The sequence below is a fragment of the Mycobacterium sp. SMC-19 genome, from assembly GCF_045310815.1.
Classification (GTDB): Bacteria; Actinomycetota; Actinomycetes; order Mycobacteriales; family Mycobacteriaceae; genus Mycobacterium.
Genome location: NZ_JBJIAM010000009.1, coordinates 128155 through 146094 on the forward strand (window position 1 = coordinate 128155; position 17940 = coordinate 146094).

Here is a 17940-nt window from a genome sequence, read left to right on the forward strand (position 1 = left end):
GCGAAACGGGCGGCACCTTCACTCGAGGTGCCGCCCGTTTCGTTTCCGGCAGACTGGTCAGCTCAGGCCTCGACGCCAGAAGAAGTGATGCAACATCCCGCTGGGGCTGGGGACCTGCTCGAGATGGAAACGGTCCACGAGTTCGTCGGGGCTCGTCCACAACCGTTCCCCGCGGCCGAGCTCGACCGGTGCCACCGCGACATGCATTGTGTCGATGAGATCGGCGTCCAGGAACTCCCGCACCGTGGCAACGCCGCCGCCGATGCGCACGTCTTTGCCCTGGGCCGCAGACAATGCGCGCGCCAGTGCTTCCTCGGGGGAGGCGTCGAGGAAATGGAAGGTGGTGTCTGCCAGTGTGAAAGATGGCCGCGCATGGTGGGTGAGGACGAACACCGGTGTGCGGAACGGGGGCTCGTCGCCCCACCATCCTTGCCAGTCGTAGTTTTCCCACGGACCCCGCTGCGGGCCGAATTTGTTGCGCCCCATGATCTCTGCGCCGATGTTGTTGGCCCAGTCGCGGGTGATGTAGTCATCTAGTCCGAAGCTGCCGCCGGGATCGGTCCGGTTGACCCAGTGCGCGGTGGCACCTGCCCAGGACATGAAGTCCGCCGGGTCGGCGTGACCGAACGGACGCTCGCGGCTTTGTCCTTCCCCTGCGCCGTATCCGTCGCTGGAAATGCTGAAGTTCTGCACCCGGACCAGCTGTCGCATGGGGTCCCTTCCTGGTTGCACTGTGCGGCGGTTCGGGCTAGCGCTGGACGGGCAGCAGGCCGAACGCCTGCTTGGCGACCTGCAGCATCCAGCTACCGACGCTCTTGCCGTGGTCACGCGGCCAATTGAGCTGGAAGCTGACCACCCATGGCTGACCGCCCCGGTCAACGGCGTACCAACTGAAGGTCAGATCGCCGGGCAGGCCACCGGCTTTGGCGCCGATATAGGGCCAGTCGGTGCGTGGCAGGTCGATGCCACGCACCGCGGACAGGATCTCCCGGACCGGTGCGGCCTTGCCGACCGCAGCGGCCTGCAACGCGACGTGCACCCGGCAGATGTCCTCGGCGCTGCCGTACCACTCGGCGCCGTACGCGGACGCCGGGATGTGCGCACGGATCGGATCCGGCTCATAGGGCCGGGAATCGGCCTGCTGCAGCAGCTTTGCCCGTTCCTGCGGTGAGCCGTGCTGCCACTGCTCGCGCAGGTCTGGTTTGCCCCAGCCCACCGAGAACAGTTCGTACATGGTGGGAAACGGTGTCATGCTGGCCGGGTCGTGGTGGCCGGCCGCGGCCAGCGCGCGCTCGACCGCCCGAGTGCCCACCCGGCCGATGAGCAGGTCGGTCGCCATGTTGTCGCTGGTGGCGATCATCTTCTCGGCTGCCCTGCGCACCGAGACATGGGCGCCGTCGGGCAGCTCCTCGAGTCCGGACGAGCCGACCGCCTTGGCTCGGCCGGTGATGGTCAGCGGGTCGTCCCAGGACACCGTCCCGCCCTTCACCTCGTTGGCCACCGCCAGCAGCACGTACAACTTGAAGATCGATGCCAGCGGCAGGGGCTGGGCGGTGTTGGCACCGGCCACCGGTTTACAGGCACCGCCCTCGATCCGCGAGGCCTGGTAGGAGTACCGCGCGCCGGTCTTTTTCAGCACCGCATCGAGGTCGTGCCACGAGGCGATGGTCGGTGCCTCGGTGGTCGGCTTGAACAGGTCGACCATGCCGTTGTCGTCGGTGCGGAGCCTGATGTCCTGCCGAGCGCCGTAGGAGGTGGTCAGGTGCAGGGTGGCCGCACCGGCGCGAATGTCGACGCTGTCGAGGTGGAACGGCCGGTCCCACCACAGTGATTCCATGGTCGTGACCACCTGCTCGACCTTGTCCGGTGCGGCCAGGGTCGCCACCCCGATCGGGCCGATCGGCCAGTCGGAGTTCAGCATGTCCATGGTCTGCTTGGCGCGCAGACCCGGCGGCGTCTTGGTCGAAATCGTCACGCCGCTGTCGGCGCCGGCGTCGGCGGGAGATGCCGGTGAAGGGGCGCAGCCGGCGGCTGCCCCGGCGGCGAGGGGGACCAGGGTCAGAGCGGTCGTCCATGCCGCCAGGTGGCGCCGCACGGGACTAGGCCTGTGCGGCGGTTCCGGCGACGTCAAGCACGACCTCGAACTCCAGCAATGATGCCCCGGTCGCCACCGGCTTGGCGCGCTGCCCGGCGTGGGCTTCGACGGCGGGTCCCTGCGCCCACGCCTGGAACGCTTCGTCGGACTCCCAGTGCGTCACCACGAAGTAGCGGTCGTCGCCCTTGACGGGGCGCAGCAGCTGGAAGCCAAGAAAACCGGGCTGGTTCTCCACCGCGTGCGCGCGATTTGCAAACCGTTTCTCCAGTTCGGGCCCGGCGTCGGCGGGCACCTCGATTGCATTGATCTTCACCACTGACATGGGCCTAGGCTACCGTGCCCCGGGTGGGGATCGCGTCGACCGAGTTGCTGACCTACCGCGGCGGACGCGGGGCGCCGTTGGTGCTGGTGCACGGCCTGATGGGGCGTGGCACCACCTGGCCGCGGCAACTGCCCTGGCTGACCAGGCTCGGTGCGGTCTACACCTACGACGCCCCCTGGCATCGAGGCCGCGAGGTCGCCGACCCCCATCCCATCGCCACCGAACGCTTCGTCGCCGACCTGGCCACCGCGGTGGAGCAGTTGCCCGGCCCGGTGCGGCTGATCGGACATTCGATGGGCGGATTGCATTCGTGGTGCCTGGCGGCCCGTCGCCCCGAACTCATCTCCGCGCTGGTGGTCGAGGACATGGCGCCGGACTTCCGGGGCCGCACCACCGGCCCGTGGGAGCCGTGGGTGCATGCCCTGCCGGTGGAGTTCCCCAGCGCTGAGCAGGTGATCGCCGAATTCGGCGACATCGCCGGACGCTACTTCCTGGAAGCCTTCGACCACACCGAGACCGGCTGGCGGCTCCATGGTCGACCCGAGTGGTGGTTGCAGATCGCCGCCGAGTGGGGCACTCGGGACTACTGGGAGCAGTGGCGCGCGGTGCGTGCGCCGGCCCTGCTGATCGAGGCCGGTAACTCGGTGACCCCGCCGGGGCAGATGCGCGAAATGCACCGCATCGCCTTCGACAGCACCTACCTGCACGTCCCCGAGGCGGGACACCTGGTGCACGACGAGGCGCCGCAGGTCTACCGCGAGGCCGTCGAGTCGTTCCTGTCCTGACCTGGCAGCGCGAAGCGGCCGTCGGGCAGTAATTCCACCAGTCCGTCGCCCAGCAGGGAGCTCAGGGCGCGCTCGCGCTGCACCGCGTCGGCCGGCCAGGCGAGGTCAAGCTCGGCGCGTGTCACTGCAACGGCGTTGTCCCGCAACACATCCAGTAGCCGTCCGCGGACCTGGCGGTCGGTGCCGGCATAGCGTTGGGTGGGGCGCTTCTGACCGGTGGGCGGCGGCGAGCCGGCCAGCCGCCACTGGCAGGTAGCCCGCAGCGGGCAGGCGTCACAGCGCGGCGACCGCGCGGTGCACACGATGGCGCCCAGCTCCATCAGCGCCGCGGAGAACGTGGCGGCCCGGTCGGCTTTGGGCAGTAGGGCCAGCAGGGCGCCGACGTCGGCGTGGTCGCGTTTTGCCGACGGGGCACCGGCGTCGGCCTGCCCGTGCACGGCCCGGGCCACCACCCGGCGCACGTTGGTGTCCACCACCGGAACCGGCTGGCGGTAGGCGAAGCTGGCCACCGCCCTGGCTGTGTAGCTGCCGATCCCGGGCAGCTGCTGCAAGACATCGACGTCGTCGGGCACTACGTCGGCGAATTCCCGAGCGATCACCGTCGCGCATTCATGCAGCCGCATGGCGCGGCGGGGATAGCCGAGTTTGCCCCATGCCCGCAGGATGTCGGCCTGGCTTGCGGCCGCCGTCGCCGACGGCGTCGGCCAGCGTGCCACCCAGTCCGGCCAGATCGGCAGGACCCGTGCGACCGGCGTCTGCTGCAGCATGAACTCGCTGACCAGGATCTGCCACGGCGTGACATCGCCCGCCCGCCAAGGCAGATCGCGTTCAGCCGACGCGAACCAGTTGAACAGCTGGTGAAATTCGATGCTCGCCGCGCGCTGCGTTGGATTCACAGGCAGAATATCGGGCATGCCTAATTCCAACCCGATCTCAGCGTGGAAAGCACTCAAAGAGGGTAACGAGCGCTTCGTCGCAGGCGAGCCCAGCCATCCCAGCCAGGACGTCGCGCGCCGCGCTGCACTGGCCGCCGGTCAGAAGCCGACCGCGGTGGTGTTCGGCTGCGGTGACAGTCGGGTGGCCGCCGAGCTGATCTTCGACCAGGGTCTGGGCGACATGTTCGTGGTCCGCACCGCCGGCCACGTCGTCGACGCGGCGGTGCTGGGCTCGATCGAATTCGCGGTGGAGGTGCTCAACGTTCCGTTGATCGTCGTGCTCGGCCACGACAGCTGTGGGGCGATCTCGGCGACCCTGGGTGCGCTGGACGGCGGGGCCGTGCCGGGCGGTTATCTGCGGGACATCGTCGAGCGGGTCATGCCGTCGATCCTGCTGGGCCGCCGCGACGGGCTGAGTGCCGTCGACGAGTTCGAAGCCCGGCACGTGACCGAGACGGTGGCCCAGCTGGCAACGCGGTCCGCGGCGATCGCCGAGCGGATCGTGGCCGGTTCGTTGGCGATCGTCGGCGCCACCTATCACCTGGCCGACGGACGGGTGTCGGCGCGCAATCACCTGGGCGACATCGGCGATTACGGCGCCGAATAGTCGCCGAAGGTCACAACGCGGCTACGACACGCCGGGACGGGTCGAACAACTCTCGGTGAGGTCGTCCTACCGTGAGAACGTGCTCGATTTGGAACCGCAGGGTCCGCTGCCTTCGCAGATCTATTGGCGACGACGTGGCCTCGCGCTGGGCATTGCGCTCATCGTGATTGCAGTCGTGTCGGCCATCATCTTCGGTGTCATTCATGGCAGCGCTGGTGCCGACAACGCCGACGGGAAGAAGTCTTCCGCCGCGCAGCACGCCAAGCCACAGAACCCCTCGCCCGAAGAGGTCAAGACGCCTGTGGTGGCTCCCGCGGAGCAGGTGCCACCCCAAGCGCCGACGCCTACCGCTGCGGTGACCCCGCCCCCAGTGCTCAAGGAGGGCGACGACTGCCCCGACTCGACGCTGGCGGTCAAGGGTCTGACCGGTCCGCAGTACACGGTGGGTGAACAGCCCCAGTTCACCATGGTCGTCACCAACATCGGGTTGGTGGCCTGCAAGCGGGACGTGGGTGCCGCGGTACTGGCTGCCTACGTCTACTCGCTGGACAACCAACGGCTGTGGTCGAACCTGGACTGCGCGCCGTCGAACGAAACCCTGGTGAAGACGTTCGATCCCGGTGAGCAGGTGACCACCACGGTGACCTGGACCGGAATGGGTTCGGCGCCGCAGTGCCCACTGCCACGGCAGCCGATCGGGCCCGGTACCTACAACCTCGTCGTCCAACTGGGCAATCTGCGATCAGCGACGGTGCCGTTCATGCTTACCGAGCCTTCACCGGACCTGCCGCCGCCGGGGCAGGACGTGCCCCCGCCGGACGCTCCGCCGCCGGGCAACTGATCGTCGGGTTGGCTTTAGCTCCGGTCCAGTAGTTTCGGTGGCGCCAGCTGTCCCACACGCCGGTCGGCGATCTCGACCAGATGGTGCAGCGCCGCAACGATATTGGCGGCCGGCACCGTACGCAGGGCACCGACGCTGGCCGGGGCGCCCGGGGGAGTCAGTGCGGTGGTGAATCCGAGCCTGGCCGCCTCAGCGAGCCGGCGGTCCATCCCGCTGACAGGGCGCAGGTCACCGGCCAGACCGACTTCGCCCACCACAACGGTGGTCGCCGGTAGCGGCAGATCCGCATAGGCCGACGCCAGTGCGATGGCGACGGCCAGATCCGTGGACGGATCGGTCAACCGCATACCGCCCACCGTGGACAGGTAGATGTCGCCGGCCGCGATCGGAAGCTCGGCGTGCTTGTCCAGCACCGCGGTGATCATGGCCGCCCGGGCGTGGTCGATGCCACTGACCGCGCGGCGCGGCGACCCACCCGCAGGCTTGGCCAGCAGCGCCTGCACTTCGCCGATCAACGGTCGCTTGCCATCGAGTGCGATGGTGATCGCGGTGCCCGGCACCGGCTCGCTGCGCTGTTCCAGGAACAGGCCGGACGGGTCGGCGATTGGTTCGATGCCGTTGTCACGGAGCAGGAAACAGCCCACCTCGTCGGTGGCACCGAATCGATTCTTGACCGCTCGCACCATTCGCAGCACCGAGTTGCGGTCTCCCTCGAAGTGCAGGACCACGTCGACGAGGTGCTCCAGTGAACGTGGGCCGGCGATGGCACCGTCCTTGGTCACGTGTCCGACCAGGATCAGTGCCACATCGGCGGTCTTGGCGGCCGCGGTCAGGGCGGCCGTGACGGCCCGTACCTGGGTGACCCCGCCGGCCACGCCGTCGGTGTCGGCAGCGGCCAGCGTCTGCACCGAATCCACCACCACCAGGGTGGGCCGCACTGCCTCGATGTGGCCCAGCACGGTCTGCAGGTCGGCCTCGGAGGCCAGGTAGATCTCGTCGTGGCTACATCCGGTGCGTTCGGCGCGCAACCGGATCTGCCCCGCGGACTCCTCTCCGGAGACGTACAGCGCCCGGCGCCCGGCCAGCGCCCAGCGGTGGGCGACCTCGAGCAGCAGCGTCGACTTGCCGACCCCGGGATCGCCGGCCAACAGGGTGACCGAGCCGGGGACGACCCCGCCGCCCAACACCCGGTCGAGTTCGGTGACACCGGTGGGCGCCGGCTGTGCGCGCCCCGCCGCGATGGAGCTGATCGGGACCGCGGGCCGCGCCGGTGCCGCCGGCCGCAGCCCGCCCGCCGGTGCTGCCGCTTCGCCTACCGGGTCGATACCACCCCAGCTGCCGCAATCCGGGCAACGGCCCAGCCACTTCGCGGTGGTGTTCCCGCATTCCGAACAGCGATAGAGCGAACGCGCTTTGGCCACCCGGCGACCGTATCGGTTAGGTCCGACAGTGTCGGCGGCGACCGATGCGTCAGTGGTGCGAAACCGGGCCGGCCGAGATCGGGACGTCCACGCGCACCTCGCCGGCCTTCTTGAAGTTGAAGGTGAAGTCGTAGGTGAGCCCGTTGCGGATCGCCTTGTCCAGGGTCACCGTCGCCGTGGCGGTGTTGGCGTTGGCGACCTCGGGCAGTGCCTTGGCCGCGGGAGCCGTCGGCAGGTCGGGGCCGGCCGGCGCGCTCACGACCAGGACACCGCCGACCGGCACGGTCTTGCTACCGGTCGGTGACACCTTGCCGATCGAAGTCTTGATGTCGGTCAGCTCGTCGTCGGCGTCGGTCGACTGGTTGCTGACCACGAACACCAGGTCGACGGTCTGGCCGGGCTCCAACGCGTCGCCGGTCTGAGTCGCCTGGATCCGCACGTCGCGCAGTGCCAGGTCACCGATGGTGGCCGAGGAGCCGTTGACCGCGGATGCCTGGTCTGCGGTCTGAGAGATCTGACCGGTACCGCAGCCGGCCAGCGCCGCTGCAGCAATCAGCGCGATCGCAGCCTTGTTGAAGGCCCTGCTGAACGAGTTCACGTATGGTCTCCTGCTCGGCCGTGGCGACTTGTGACTATGCACTGTAGTAGCAACCATCTGCTGGCGGTAGCGCAGGGTTACCGGTCGTCCACCACCCCCATCGACCAGCCCCGATCAGGCTCCAATCAGGATCGACCCAGCACGCTTCCGTCGTGGTGTCAACCCCCCTTCTGGGGTCGCGGTGCCCCTGACCTGCACCGTTGGTGGTCGCGTGTTGTGGCGGCGTGTTAGCATGAGGTAGCGAAAGGGGCTCAAATCAGATGATCTTTAAGGTCGGAGACACCGTCGTATATCCACACCACGGTGCAGCGTTGATCGAGGCGATTGAAACCCGGACCATCAAAGGCGAGCAAAAGGACTATCTGGTCCTTAAGGTGGCGCAGGGCGACCTCACCGTTCGAGTTCCCGCTGAAAATGCCGAATATGTCGGTGTGCGTGACGTTGTCGGCCAGGAGGGCCTGGACAAGGTCTTCCAGGTATTGCGGGCCCCGCACACCGAAGAACCGACCAACTGGTCGCGTCGTTACAAGGCCAACCTGGAGAAGCTCGCCTCCGGCGATGTGCACAAGGTAGCCGAGGTTGTTCGTGACCTGTGGCGGCGTGACCAGGAGCGCGGTCTGTCCGCCGGTGAGAAGCGCATGCTGGCCAAGGCACGTCAGATCCTGGTTGGTGAGCTGGCCCTGGCCGAGAACACCGATGACGCCAAGGCGGAGACCATCCTCGACGAGGTGCTGGCCGCGGCGTCCTGACCGCAGTGTCCTTACCGCGTCGTTCTGAGCTTCCGAGGACTCGGTGCCAAGCACAGTAGCCGTGGTACCGGCTGCCGGTTCGGGTGTGCGGCTGGGCGCCGGCATACCGAAGGCGTTCTTTCTGCTGGGCGGCGTGACGCTTGTTGAGCGCGCGGTGGCCGGCCTGCGGGAGTCCGGGGTAGTCGACCAGGTCGTGGTCGCGGTGCCGCCGGACCGCACCGATGAGGCCAAATTGATCCTCGGTGGGGCCGCCACCATCGTCGCCGGCGGCGCCGACCGCGTCGATTCCGTCCGGTTGGCGCTGGCCAGCGCTGGAGAGCCCGATTTCGTGCTGGTCCACGACGCCGCCCGACCGTTGACTCCGCCCGCACTGGTGGCCCGGGTGGTCGAGGCCTTGCACGCCGGGCACCGCGCAGTCGTTCCGGTGCTTCCGGTGGCCGACACCATCAAGGCGGTCGACGCCAACGGCACGGTGCTGGGCACACCTGAGCGGGCCGGACTACGGGCCGTACAGACACCGCAGGGCTTCGCCGCCGAGCTGCTGTTGCGGGCTTACCAGCAGGCCAGTGCGGGCACGCAGTTCACCGACGACGCCTCGATGGTCGAGCATGTCGGCGGCCAGGTCCAGACCGTCGAAGGCGATCCGTTGGCCTTCAAGATCACCACCGCGCTGGATGCGGTACTTGCCGAGGCGGTGGTCAACCGGTGAGCGCGCTGCCGCGGGTCGGACTGGGCACCGACGTGCACCCGATCGAGCAGGGGCGGCCCTGCTGGTTGTTGGGATTGCTGTTTCCCGACGCCGATGGCTGCGCCGGACACTCCGACGGCGACGTGGCCGCACACGCCCTGTGTGACGCGCTGTTGTCGGCGGCAGGGTTGGGGGACCTCGGGACGGTGTTCGGCGTCGACGAGCCTCGCTGGGCACGAGTAACCGGTGCTGTGATGCTCGGCCACGTGCGCGAACTGCTCGCCGAGAGCGGGTTCGTGATCGGGAATGCCGCGGTGCAGGTCATCGGCAACCGGCCGAAGGTGGGGCCCCGCCGCGCCGAAGCGCAGCAGTTGCTGTCGGAATTGTTGGGCGCACCGGTCTCGGTGTCGGCGACAACCACCGACGGCCTAGGGCTCACCGGTCGTGGCGAGGGACTGGCCGCAGTGGCTACCGCGTTGGTGGTGCCGGGGTAGTTGCTTCGGCGGGGTTAGCCGCAGGCCCCGATGATGGAGAGGCCCAAGCACACACCTGCTTCGACGGCGTCAGGTGCCACCTGCGTGCCAACGTCCGCGCCAAGGTTCGCGAGCTCAGCCGGCAGGTCGGCAGTCCCCGCCAGGAAGTCGGATATATCGACGTCAAGCGGTATGTCACCAAGGGGCACGTCGGCGCCGGCCAGGCTGAAAGTGTCGGTCGCCGCCGCCGGGTCGAACAGGTTGAAGGCGTCGGTCGCCGCGGCCGAGCCGACGTCCGGTGCTCCCAAGTTCAGCGCGTCGGTCGCCGCGGCCGAACCGGCGTCGGCAGCCGCGTTCGCACCGTTGTTCGCGCCCGACGTGGCGAGACCAGTCAGCCCCGAGGTCAACAGGGGCGTCACCAGGGGCAAGCCCATCATCCCGACCATCGGCGCCATCATCGCCATCGACATACCGATCTGGGGACCCATCGCAGCCATGCTGGCGCTGCTCGCGCCGGCGCCAGCAGCACCAGCGGCGCCCGCCGCCTGGTCGGCCTGCGCCTCGGCCTGCTGCCGCTGCTGCTCGGCCTGGGCGTCCTGCATCGCCTCGTGCTGGGACTGCATGTCCGGGTCTACCGCCTGCGGGGCCTGCTGGGCCTGGAGGTCTGGCGTCGCCTGGTGCTCGGCTGGCACCGGAGTAACCGCAGCCACAACTTCTGCGGGCTGAGGCTGCTGGTTGTTGTTCGGCTCATCGGCGTAGGCGGTCGCGCTACCTGCAAATGCGACCGCAGCCAAGACTGCTCCCGAGACTGCCACCAGACGTTTACTCACTGCCGCAATATATGCCACGTCACACCCCCTGTCCACCGATACGGCAGGTGGTGGCCGTTCCTGGCAAGGCCCTGGTAGCGGCGGGCGTGGCGGTCGTGGGCTCGGCGCCCGGTAAGCTGGCCCGTCGTGACCGATCGCCCCAGCCTGCGGCTGCACGACACGGCAACCGGCGCCGTGCGTGAATTCATCCCGCTGCGGCCCGGTCATGCCTCTATCTATCTATGCGGTGCCACCGTCCAGGCCGCGCCCCACATCGGCCACGTCCGCAGCGGCGTGGCGTTCGACGTATTGCGCCGGTGGCTCACCGCCCGCGGCTACGACGTCGCCTTTGTGCGCAACGTGACCGACATCGACGACAAGATCCTCACCAAGGCCGCCGCGGCGGGCCGGCCGTGGTGGGAGTGGGCCGCTACCCATGAGCGTGAGTTCACCGCCGCCTACGAAGCGCTGGGCGTGCTGCCGCCGTCGGCCGAACCGCGCGCCACCGGACACATCACCCAGATGGTGGAGCTGATCGAGCGGTTGATCGAGCGAGGCCACGCCTATGCCGGCGGCGGCGACGTGTACTTCGACGTGCTCAGCTACCCCGACTACGGCCAGCTGTCCGGTCATCGGATCGACGATGTGCACCAGGGCGAGGGGGTCGCCACCGGCAAGCGCGATCCGCGCGACTTCACGCTGTGGAAAGGCGCCAAGCCCGGTGAGCCCAGCTGGCCCACGCCGTGGGGCCCGGGCCGGCCGGGCTGGCACCTGGAGTGTTCGGCGATGGCCCGCTCCTACCTCGGCGCCGAATTCGACATCCACTGCGGCGGGATGGACCTGGTCTTCCCGCACCATGAGAACGAGATCGCTCAGAGCCGCGCCGCCGGAGACGGATTCGCGAACTACTGGCTGCACAACGGCTGGGTCACCCTGGGTGGCGAGAAGATGAGCAAGTCGCTGGGCAATGTGCTCTCGATGTCGGCGGTGCTGCAGCGGGTCCGGCCCGCCGAGCTGCGGTACTACCTGGGCAGCGCGCACTACCGGTCGATGCTCGAATTCTCCGAGACCGCGTTGCGTGACGCCGTCAACGCCTACGTCGGTATCGAGGACTTCCTGCACCGAGTGCGCAGTCGGGTGGGCGCCGTGGTTCCCAGCACCTGGACGGACCGTTTCGCCGCAGCGCTCGACGACGACCTGGCGGTGCCGATCGCGCTGGCCGAGGTGCACCGCACGCGCGCGGAGGGAAACCGGGCCCTGGACTCCGGTGACCACGAGGGCGCGCTGGCTGCCGCCGGTGCCATTCGGGCGATGATGGAAGTGCTGGGTTGCGACCCGCTCAACGAGCGCTGGGAATCGCGCGATGAGACCTCGGCGGCACTGGCCGCGGTCGACGTGCTGGTCCGAGCCGAACTGGAACGCAGGGAAACGGCTCGCGCGGAACGGGATTGGCAGCTGGCCGATGAGATCCGCTGCAGGCTAAAGGATGCCGGTATCGACGTCACCGACACCGGAGACGGTCCGCAATGGTCACTACTGGTGGAGGGGTCTGAGTAGATGGCCGGAAATTCCAAGCGCAAGGGTGCGGTGCGCAAGCCGGGCACCAAGAAGGGGCCCACCGTCGGTTCCGGAGGTCAGCGCCGCCGTGGGCTCGAAGGCCGCGGCGCCACCCCGCCGGCGCACCAGCGGGAATACCACCCGGCGGCCAAGGCGGCCAAGCGCGCGGCGAAGCAGCGCGCCTACCGGACCACCAAGCGCACCGACGAGAACGAGACCGTGCTGGGCCGCAACCCGGTCCTGGAGTGCCTGCGTGCCGGAATCCCGGCCAACGCGCTGTATGTGGCGCTGGGGGCCGAAGCCGATGAGCGCCTGACTGAATCAGTTACTCGGGCAGCCGATTCCGGATTGCCAATCCTGGAGGTCCCGCGGTCTGACCTGGACAAGATGACCACCAACGGTCTGCATCAGGGCATCGCGCTACAGGTTCCGCCCTACAACTACGCGCATCCCGACGACCTGATCGCCGCCGCGCGGCGCGATGTCGCACCGCCGTTGCTGGTCGCACTGGACAACATCTCCGATCCACGCAATCTCGGCGCCATTGTGCGCTCGGTCGCGGCGTTCGGCGGGCACGGCGTGGTCATTCCGCAGCGTCGGTCGGCGTCGGTGACCGCGGTGGCCTGGCGCACCAGTGCCGGTGCGGCAGCTCGGGTTCCCATTGCGCGTGCGCCCAACCTGAACCAAACGCTGAAAACGTGGGCAGACCGCGGCCTGCAGATCGTCGGCTTGGATGCCGGCGGCGACACCGTGGTCGATGAGTTGGACGGCACCATGCCGATGGTGCTGGTCGTCGGTTCCGAGGGCAAGGGGCTGTCCCGGCTGGTCCGGCAGAACTGCGACGCCATCGTGTCGATCCCGATGTCCGGGCCCACCGAGTCGCTCAACGCATCGGTGGCTGCCGGGGTGGTACTGGCCGAGATCGCGCGTCAGCGACGGTGATTCGCCGCGCGTTGATCGCTGCGGTCCTGATCGCTTCGGTAGTGAATCCTTCGTCAACCGCCGCCGCGCAACCGCCGGCGTTCGATCTGCAGGCGCATCGCGGGGGCCGGGGCGAGACCACCGAGGAATCGCTGCGAGCCTTCGCCAAGTCACTTGAGTTGGGGGTCAGCACCCTGGAGTTGGACATCGTGCTGACCCGCGATGGCCAGCCGTTGGTGTGGCACGACCCGGTCCTCGAGCCGGCGAAGTGCGTCGACACCGGACCGGCCTTCGCCGGCGACCCCGATTACCCGTACGTCGGCAAGCGGGTAGCCGATCTCACCCTCGCCCAGATCCGAACCTTGGACTGTGGACAGCTGCTGCCGGAATTCCCCGACGCGGAAGTCGTGCAGCACAACGTGATCGCGACCCTGCCGGAGGTCTTCGCGCTCGCCGGCCACACGGGCGTCCGGTACAACATCGAGACCAAGGTCGACGCGGCCAACCAGCAGCAGCTCGTCGACGTGATCCTGGCGGCGGTGCGCGCCGCCGGCAAGCTGGATTCCGTCGAGATCCAGAGTTTCGACTGGCGCACTCTGCCGATGGTTCGCGCCGTCGAACCGGCCATTCCGCTGGTGGCGCTGGCCGAACAGGGGCCCGACCCGATCTTTGGGGCGGTGGGGGTCGGTGCCGACATCGTGTCCCCGGACTACTCGATGGTGGATCGAGCCTTCGTCGAACGCGCGCATGCCGCTGGGCTGCGGGTGATTCCGTGGACGGTCAACGATGCCGATGCCATGCGCGAGCAGATCGCTGCCGGCGTCGACGGGCTCATCACCGACTATCCGGCGCGCCTGCGTGCCGTCATGGCCGACCTCGGCATGCCCCTGCCGCCGTCGTTTCCCCGGTCCTAGACACCCAGCAGTCGAGCGCCGGCCCACAGGGCCAGCACCGCCACTCCCAGCGTGGCCGGAACCGTGCACAGCCCCAGACGGGTGTATTCGCCGACCCCGGCCGCAACACTGTAGCGGCGCAATACCCGGCGCCACAGCAGATTCGACAACGAGCCGGTGTAGCTGAGGTTGGGCCCGATGTTGACTCCGATCAACACCGCCAGCACTGCCAGTGGGCCGCTCGGTGCCACCAACGGCACCAGTACCAGGGTCGCCGGCAGATTGTTGACGACGTTGGCCAGCACCGCGGCCACCGCCGCGATACCCAGCAGCGCCGGCAGTCCCGATCCCGTCGGCAACACCGTGGTCATCCGCTCGCCCAGCCCGTTGTCCACGACGGCACGCACCACCACGCCGAGCGCCAGCACGAACACCAGGAAGCCCGGGTGGGCGGCCCGCGCGATACCGGCCGGGGTGCTGCGCCGCTGTGCCAGACCACGGACGGCGAGCACGGCCGCACCGGCGACGGCCGCCCACGCCGCCGGCACGCCGAATGTCTCGGCGACCACGAAGCCGGCCAAGGTCAGGCCCAGTACCACCAGCACGAACACCGGGACCGGAGGCGGCGGGCCGGCGTGCTGGTGCACCGGTGTGGCCCGCAGATCGGCGCGGAAAAACCAGCGGAAGATCAGATAGACAACGGCCGTGGTGGCCAGCCACGGCGCCGCCATCAGCGCGGTGAACTTCACGAACGACAGCCCAGCTTGGTTGAACGCCAACAGATTCGTCAGGTTGGACACCGGCAGCAGCAGGGACGCCGTGTTGGCCAGGTGCGCGGTCGCATAGGCGTGCGGACGGATCGGGGCGTGGCGGCGGCGGGCCATCATCAGTACCACCGGAGTCAGCAGCACCACCGTCGCGTCCAGGCTCAGCACCGCGGTCAGGCCGGCCGCGATGACGAAGACACGGCGTAGCAGATGTTGCGGCGGGCCGACATCGCCTCGTGCCATCGCCGCGCCGGCCGCTTCGAAGAGGCCCTCATCGTCACAGAGCCGAGCCAGCACCAGTACCGCGCCCAGGAACGCGACGACGTGCAGCAGCGTGGCGGCTTCGGTGAGTGCGTCCTGCATCGAGATCGCGCCGGTGGCAACAAGGATGCCGGCGGCCGGCACCGCAGCGAACATCTCCGGCCAGCCCCGCGGGCGAACCACCGCGAAGCCCAGCACCGCGGCAAGCAGCAGCAGCGCGAGAGCCAGGTTCAGGCCCACGGATCCTCACGACGCCACACGGTGGGCAGGTGTAGTCCGACTCCGTCGGATTCGGCCAACTCGCTGAGCACCCGCATGGTGACGTCGAGGTCATCGCCGGCGTAGGGCAAGGCGCGCAACGGTTTCGACAGGGGCAGGAAGAAGTCGTCCCAGTGCGTCAACACCACCGTCGACGCGCCGACGGCGCGGACCGTCTCGTTCCAGTAGTCGACCAGATATTGCCGCGGCTGGATGCCGAGCTGGCCGATGCCCAGGTAGACCACGTCGGCGCTGCGGCCGGCCAACGCCCCCGGGATGAACCCAGCGCTGCCCATGATCAGCAGGCTGCGCCCCGAGGAGCGGTGGGCCACCAACGCCGACCATGCCTCACCGCATTTGTAGGCGGACGCCCGCACCGGCGGAACCACCGCAGTGGTGATGATGCCGGGGAAGCGGTCCGGAGGGCAATGCCGCGACTCGATCAGGGTGACGTCGTAGCTGCCCAACGTGAGGGACGCTCCGGTGGTGGCCACGATCAGGCGGTTGTCCGAGAGTCCATGGCCCCGGCCGACATTGGCTGTCGACTCACCGCCCACCAGCGTCGCACCGGTACGTTCGGCCACCACGGCCGAGTCCAGCGCGTGGTCGATGTGTGAGTGCAGGGGGATCACCGCAGCCAGCTCATGGACGCCGGCCCGGGCCAGGCAGCCGTCGATGCGGGCGGCCGACGGCGACACCTTGCGCAGTGCCACCTGCGCCAGGCTGGGTCGGGAGAAATAACCGTCGGTCATCAGCGCCGACGACCCGTCGTCGATCAGCATGCTGGTCACGCCGAGCCACGTCACCGACAACGGTGCACCCGGCGCCGCGGGTGTGACGTCGAACCGGTCGGCGTACCGGCCGATGTCGGGGCGGCCGAGCTTGAGGCGCATCCGCTTAGGCTAACGGGGGTGCGGAGGCGCCGCTGAGTCTGGCCGTCTCGGGCATCGCGGTCAGGTAGAGCATGAAGCCCGCGCCGGCCACCGCGGCCAGGGTGATGAACGCCGCGTTGTAGCCCGCGGCCGAGACGATGTGGCCGGCGACGAAGTTCGACAATGCGGCGCCGACGCCGCAGGCCGCGGTGATGGCCCCCAAGCTGACGTTGAAGCGGCCGGTGCCGTGCGTGATGTCCTGGACCACCAGCGGGAACAGCGCCCCGAAGATCCCCGCTCCCACCCCGTCGAGCAGCTGCACTCCGACCAGCCAGTAGGAGTTGTCCCAGACCGGGTAGAGCAGTCCGCGGATGGTCAGCACCGCGAACCCCACCAGGAAGATCGGCTTGCGGCCCCAGGCATCGGCTTTGGAGCCGGTCAGATAGGCCACCGGCACCATCACCAGCTGGGCGGCCACGATGCACGCCGCCATCAGAGCCGTGCCTACCTCGGTGTTGACCAGTGCCAGTTCCTGGCCGACCAACGGCAGCATCGCCGCGTTGGCGAAGTGGAACATCACCACGGTCGCGGCGAACACCAGCAGTCGCCGATTGCGCAGCAGTACCGCGTATCCCGACGGCTGCGGATGGGGCTGGCCGGCCAGATGGTCCATGCCCCGGGCTACGTCGTGGTCGATCGCGGACTCGGGCACCCGCAAGGTGGCCACGACGCTCAGCGCGGCCATGGCGGCCAGCATCCAGAACACCACGATCGGGCCGTAGAAATAGGCCATGGCCCCGGTGGCTGCCGCGGTCGCGGCATTGCCGGCATGGTTGAACGATTCGTTGCGGCCGAGCCGTTTTGCGAACATGCGGGGGCCGACCACGCCGAGGGTGATCGCGGCCAGTGCCGGGGCGAACACCGAACCCGCGATTCCGGTGAGCAACTGCAACGCGGCGACGCTGTAGAAGCCGGGGAACAGCGGCATTGCCAATGCCGCCGCCGTGACCGCCAGCGCACCGACGACGAGTAGTGCTCGCTTGGCGGTGGTTCGATCGACCAGCGCTCCTACCGGGGTCTGCGCCACGACCGCGGCGATCCCGCCGATCGCCATCACGAGGCCGATCGACGCCTGGTCCCAATGGTGGGTCACCAACAGGTAGACCGACAGATAGGGGCCCAGCCCGTCCCGTACGTCGGCCAGGGTGAAGTTCAACAGATCCAGCGCGTGCGCCAGCCGGCGTGAACTTGGATCCGTCACCGGTTTTGAATCTCGCAAACCGGTCCGCATCTGTCTAGAGAAGTGGGGCTAGACCTTGGGGCTGTCGTCGTCGCCGATCAGCAATCGGACAGCCAAGTCCAGTCGGGTGCTGAAATCGGTGGCCGACGCCCGCCGGGTCAGCCAGGCGAGCAGGTTCGACAGCCACACATCCGAGATCACCCGGGAGATGTGGTACTGCTCCTCGGTCGGCTCGCCGTCGCTCATGGCCCCGGCGAACATCGAGTCGATCAACTTCTGCACGTGGTCGACTTCGCCGGCCGCCGAGGCGTCGGCGAAGACGTAGGCCCGGGTCATCGCCTCGGTGAGCAGCGGATTGCGCTGCATGGCGCGGTTGAGCTTGTTGACCACCAGGTTGAGTCGCTGGTGCCGCGTGGTTGCGGCGAACGTTGCCGGGTCGGTCTTGGTGTCCACCCGCGCGATCTCGCGGCCCATCGCCGAAACCAGTAGGTGAACCTTCGACGGGAAGTAGCGGTACAGGGTGCCGACGGCCACGTCCGCACGATCGGCGACCGCGCGCATCTGCACGGCGTCGTAGCCGCCCTTGGAGGCGATCGCCAGCGTCGCGTCGAGGATGCGCTTTCGCCGCTCGCGCTGCGCTTCGGAGCCCAGGTCGGATTCGGTCAGCACGGCGACGCTGACCACCTCTCGCGGTTGGCTCGACGATCCGCGGCCTGCGGTGCCCCCAGCTGGTGACGACATGTGCTGCGCGGCTCCCTCCGTCGATCTATTGGCCCATAACGATACGCACCGCGTAGTTGAATTTCGCACTCCCGACATCGGCCGGACCCAACGTGTCCAGCCATTAC

20 protein-coding genes are annotated in these 17940 nt (G+C 68.6%); 9 read left to right on the plus strand and 11 right to left on the minus strand.

Translation table 11 applies throughout. The features are described 5' to 3' along the window. Positions 1 to 57 precede the first annotated feature (57 nt). From ACJH5R_RS18875 to mhuD, 3 genes are read right to left on the minus strand one after another with little or no spacing between them, the layout of a single operon-like run. Positions 58 to 711, minus strand: a complete 654-nt coding sequence (locus ACJH5R_RS18875) for a dihydrofolate reductase family protein (protein WP_406782578.1) — start codon at positions 709 to 711, stop codon at positions 58 to 60. A 37-nt stretch (positions 712 to 748) separates the two neighbouring features. Then, the gene (locus ACJH5R_RS18880) at positions 749 to 2095 is read right to left on the minus strand and encodes a serine hydrolase (RefSeq protein ID WP_406782579.1); all 1347 of its coding nucleotides are present in this window, start codon (positions 2093 to 2095) and stop codon (positions 749 to 751) included. A gap of 4 nt (positions 2096 to 2099) precedes the next feature. Further along, positions 2100 to 2417: a mycobilin-forming heme oxygenase MhuD gene (gene mhuD, locus ACJH5R_RS18885; protein WP_024442369.1), complete on the minus strand. Its 318-nt coding sequence runs from the start codon at positions 2415 to 2417 to the stop codon at positions 2100 to 2102. A 23-nt stretch (positions 2418 to 2440) separates the two neighbouring features. Here mhuD and ACJH5R_RS18890 point away from each other — a divergent pair, with 23 nt between their 5' ends. Beyond that, positions 2441 to 3202 carry an alpha/beta fold hydrolase gene (locus ACJH5R_RS18890; protein ID WP_406759694.1) on the plus strand — a complete coding sequence of 254 codons (762 nt, stop codon included), beginning with the start codon at positions 2441 to 2443 and terminating at the stop codon, positions 3200 to 3202. Here the strand turns inward: ACJH5R_RS18890 and ACJH5R_RS18895 are convergent. Next, positions 3169 to 4116 carry an A/G-specific adenine glycosylase gene (locus ACJH5R_RS18895; RefSeq protein ID WP_406759695.1) on the minus strand — a complete coding sequence of 316 codons (948 nt, stop codon included), beginning with the start codon at positions 4114 to 4116 and terminating at the stop codon, positions 3169 to 3171. The two genes, ACJH5R_RS18890 and ACJH5R_RS18895, sit on opposite strands and share 34 nt — an antisense overlap. Between ACJH5R_RS18895 and ACJH5R_RS18900 the strand changes: the two genes are divergently transcribed. Then, positions 4115 to 4744 carry a carbonic anhydrase gene (locus ACJH5R_RS18900; RefSeq protein ID WP_406759696.1) on the plus strand — a complete coding sequence of 210 codons (630 nt, stop codon included), beginning with the start codon at positions 4115 to 4117 and terminating at the stop codon, positions 4742 to 4744. The two genes, ACJH5R_RS18895 and ACJH5R_RS18900, sit on opposite strands and share 2 nt — an antisense overlap. 79 nt (positions 4745 to 4823) lie before the next feature. Beyond that, positions 4824 to 5585 carry a hypothetical protein gene (locus ACJH5R_RS18905; protein WP_406759697.1) on the plus strand — a complete coding sequence of 254 codons (762 nt, stop codon included), beginning with the start codon at positions 4824 to 4826 and terminating at the stop codon, positions 5583 to 5585. A gap of 14 nt (positions 5586 to 5599) precedes the next feature. On the opposite strand, the gene radA is transcribed toward ACJH5R_RS18905, so the two are convergent. Both radA and ACJH5R_RS18915 read right to left on the minus strand, forming a co-directional pair. Further along, the gene (radA, locus tag ACJH5R_RS18910) at positions 5600 to 7006 is read right to left on the minus strand and encodes a DNA repair protein RadA (RefSeq protein ID WP_406759698.1); all 1407 of its coding nucleotides are present in this window, start codon (positions 7004 to 7006) and stop codon (positions 5600 to 5602) included. A 49-nt stretch (positions 7007 to 7055) separates the two neighbouring features. Beyond that, positions 7056 to 7604, minus strand: a complete 549-nt coding sequence (locus ACJH5R_RS18915; RefSeq protein WP_406759699.1) for a hypothetical protein — start codon at positions 7602 to 7604, stop codon at positions 7056 to 7058. Positions 7605 to 7864: 260 nt separating this feature from the next. Here ACJH5R_RS18915 and carD point away from each other — a divergent pair, with 260 nt between their 5' ends. Genes carD through ispF form a run of 3 tightly spaced genes read left to right on the plus strand, consistent with a single transcriptional unit; the run spans position 7865 to position 9535 of the window. Further along, on the plus strand, positions 7865 to 8353 hold the full coding sequence (carD, locus tag ACJH5R_RS18920; RefSeq protein ID WP_013830798.1) for an RNA polymerase-binding transcription factor CarD: 489 nt from the start codon (positions 7865 to 7867) through the stop codon (positions 8351 to 8353). 43 nt (positions 8354 to 8396) lie between these two features. Beyond that, the gene (gene ispD, locus ACJH5R_RS18925; protein WP_406782580.1) at positions 8397 to 9062 is read left to right on the plus strand and encodes a 2-C-methyl-D-erythritol 4-phosphate cytidylyltransferase; all 666 of its coding nucleotides are present in this window, start codon (positions 8397 to 8399) and stop codon (positions 9060 to 9062) included. Then, positions 9059 to 9535: a 2-C-methyl-D-erythritol 2,4-cyclodiphosphate synthase gene (ispF, locus tag ACJH5R_RS18930; RefSeq protein ID WP_406782581.1), complete on the plus strand. Its 477-nt coding sequence runs from the start codon at positions 9059 to 9061 to the stop codon at positions 9533 to 9535. The genes ispD and ispF overlap by 4 nt, the downstream gene beginning before the upstream one ends. A gap of 14 nt (positions 9536 to 9549) precedes the next feature. Here the strand turns inward: ispF and ACJH5R_RS18935 are convergent, their stop codons facing one another. After that, positions 9550 to 10344, minus strand: coding sequence for a hypothetical protein (locus ACJH5R_RS18935; protein WP_406782582.1), 795 nt, complete (start codon positions 10342 to 10344; stop codon positions 9550 to 9552). 126 nt (positions 10345 to 10470) lie between these two features. On the opposite strand from ACJH5R_RS18935, the gene cysS reads away from it, so the two are divergent. Genes cysS through ACJH5R_RS18950 form a run of 3 tightly spaced genes read left to right on the plus strand, consistent with a single transcriptional unit; the run spans position 10471 to position 13715 of the window. Continuing rightward, positions 10471 to 11880 carry a cysteine--tRNA ligase gene (cysS, locus tag ACJH5R_RS18940; protein WP_406759702.1) on the plus strand — a complete coding sequence of 470 codons (1410 nt, stop codon included), beginning with the start codon at positions 10471 to 10473 and terminating at the stop codon, positions 11878 to 11880. Next, positions 11881 to 12822: a 23S rRNA (guanosine(2251)-2'-O)-methyltransferase RlmB gene (rlmB, locus tag ACJH5R_RS18945; protein ID WP_406782583.1), complete on the plus strand. Its 942-nt coding sequence runs from the start codon at positions 11881 to 11883 to the stop codon at positions 12820 to 12822. 41 nt (positions 12823 to 12863) lie between these two features. Further along, positions 12864 to 13715 carry a glycerophosphodiester phosphodiesterase family protein gene (locus tag ACJH5R_RS18950; RefSeq protein WP_406759704.1) on the plus strand — a complete coding sequence of 284 codons (852 nt, stop codon included), beginning with the start codon at positions 12864 to 12866 and terminating at the stop codon, positions 13713 to 13715. On the opposite strand, the gene ACJH5R_RS18955 is transcribed toward ACJH5R_RS18950, so the two are convergent. From ACJH5R_RS18955 to kstR, 4 genes are read right to left on the minus strand one after another with little or no spacing between them, the layout of a single operon-like run. After that, entirely contained in the window at positions 13712 to 14956 is a 1245-nt protein-coding gene (locus ACJH5R_RS18955) for an SLC13 family permease (RefSeq protein WP_406759783.1), read from the minus strand. The two genes, ACJH5R_RS18950 and ACJH5R_RS18955, sit on opposite strands and share 4 nt — an antisense overlap. Next, complete coding sequence (locus tag ACJH5R_RS18960; protein WP_406759705.1) at positions 14953 to 15873, minus strand: MBL fold metallo-hydrolase; 921 nt, start codon at positions 15871 to 15873, stop codon at positions 14953 to 14955. Before ACJH5R_RS18960 ends, ACJH5R_RS18955 begins: the two co-directional genes overlap by 4 nt. A 4-nt stretch (positions 15874 to 15877) precedes the next feature. Further along, positions 15878 to 17113 carry an MFS transporter gene (locus tag ACJH5R_RS18965; protein ID WP_406782584.1) on the minus strand — a complete coding sequence of 412 codons (1236 nt, stop codon included), beginning with the start codon at positions 17111 to 17113 and terminating at the stop codon, positions 15878 to 15880. A 48-nt stretch (positions 17114 to 17161) separates the two neighbouring features. Continuing rightward, positions 17162 to 17833, minus strand: a complete 672-nt coding sequence (kstR, locus tag ACJH5R_RS18970) for a cholesterol catabolism transcriptional regulator KstR (RefSeq protein ID WP_406759707.1) — start codon at positions 17831 to 17833, stop codon at positions 17162 to 17164. Positions 17834 to 17940 lie beyond the last annotated feature (107 nt).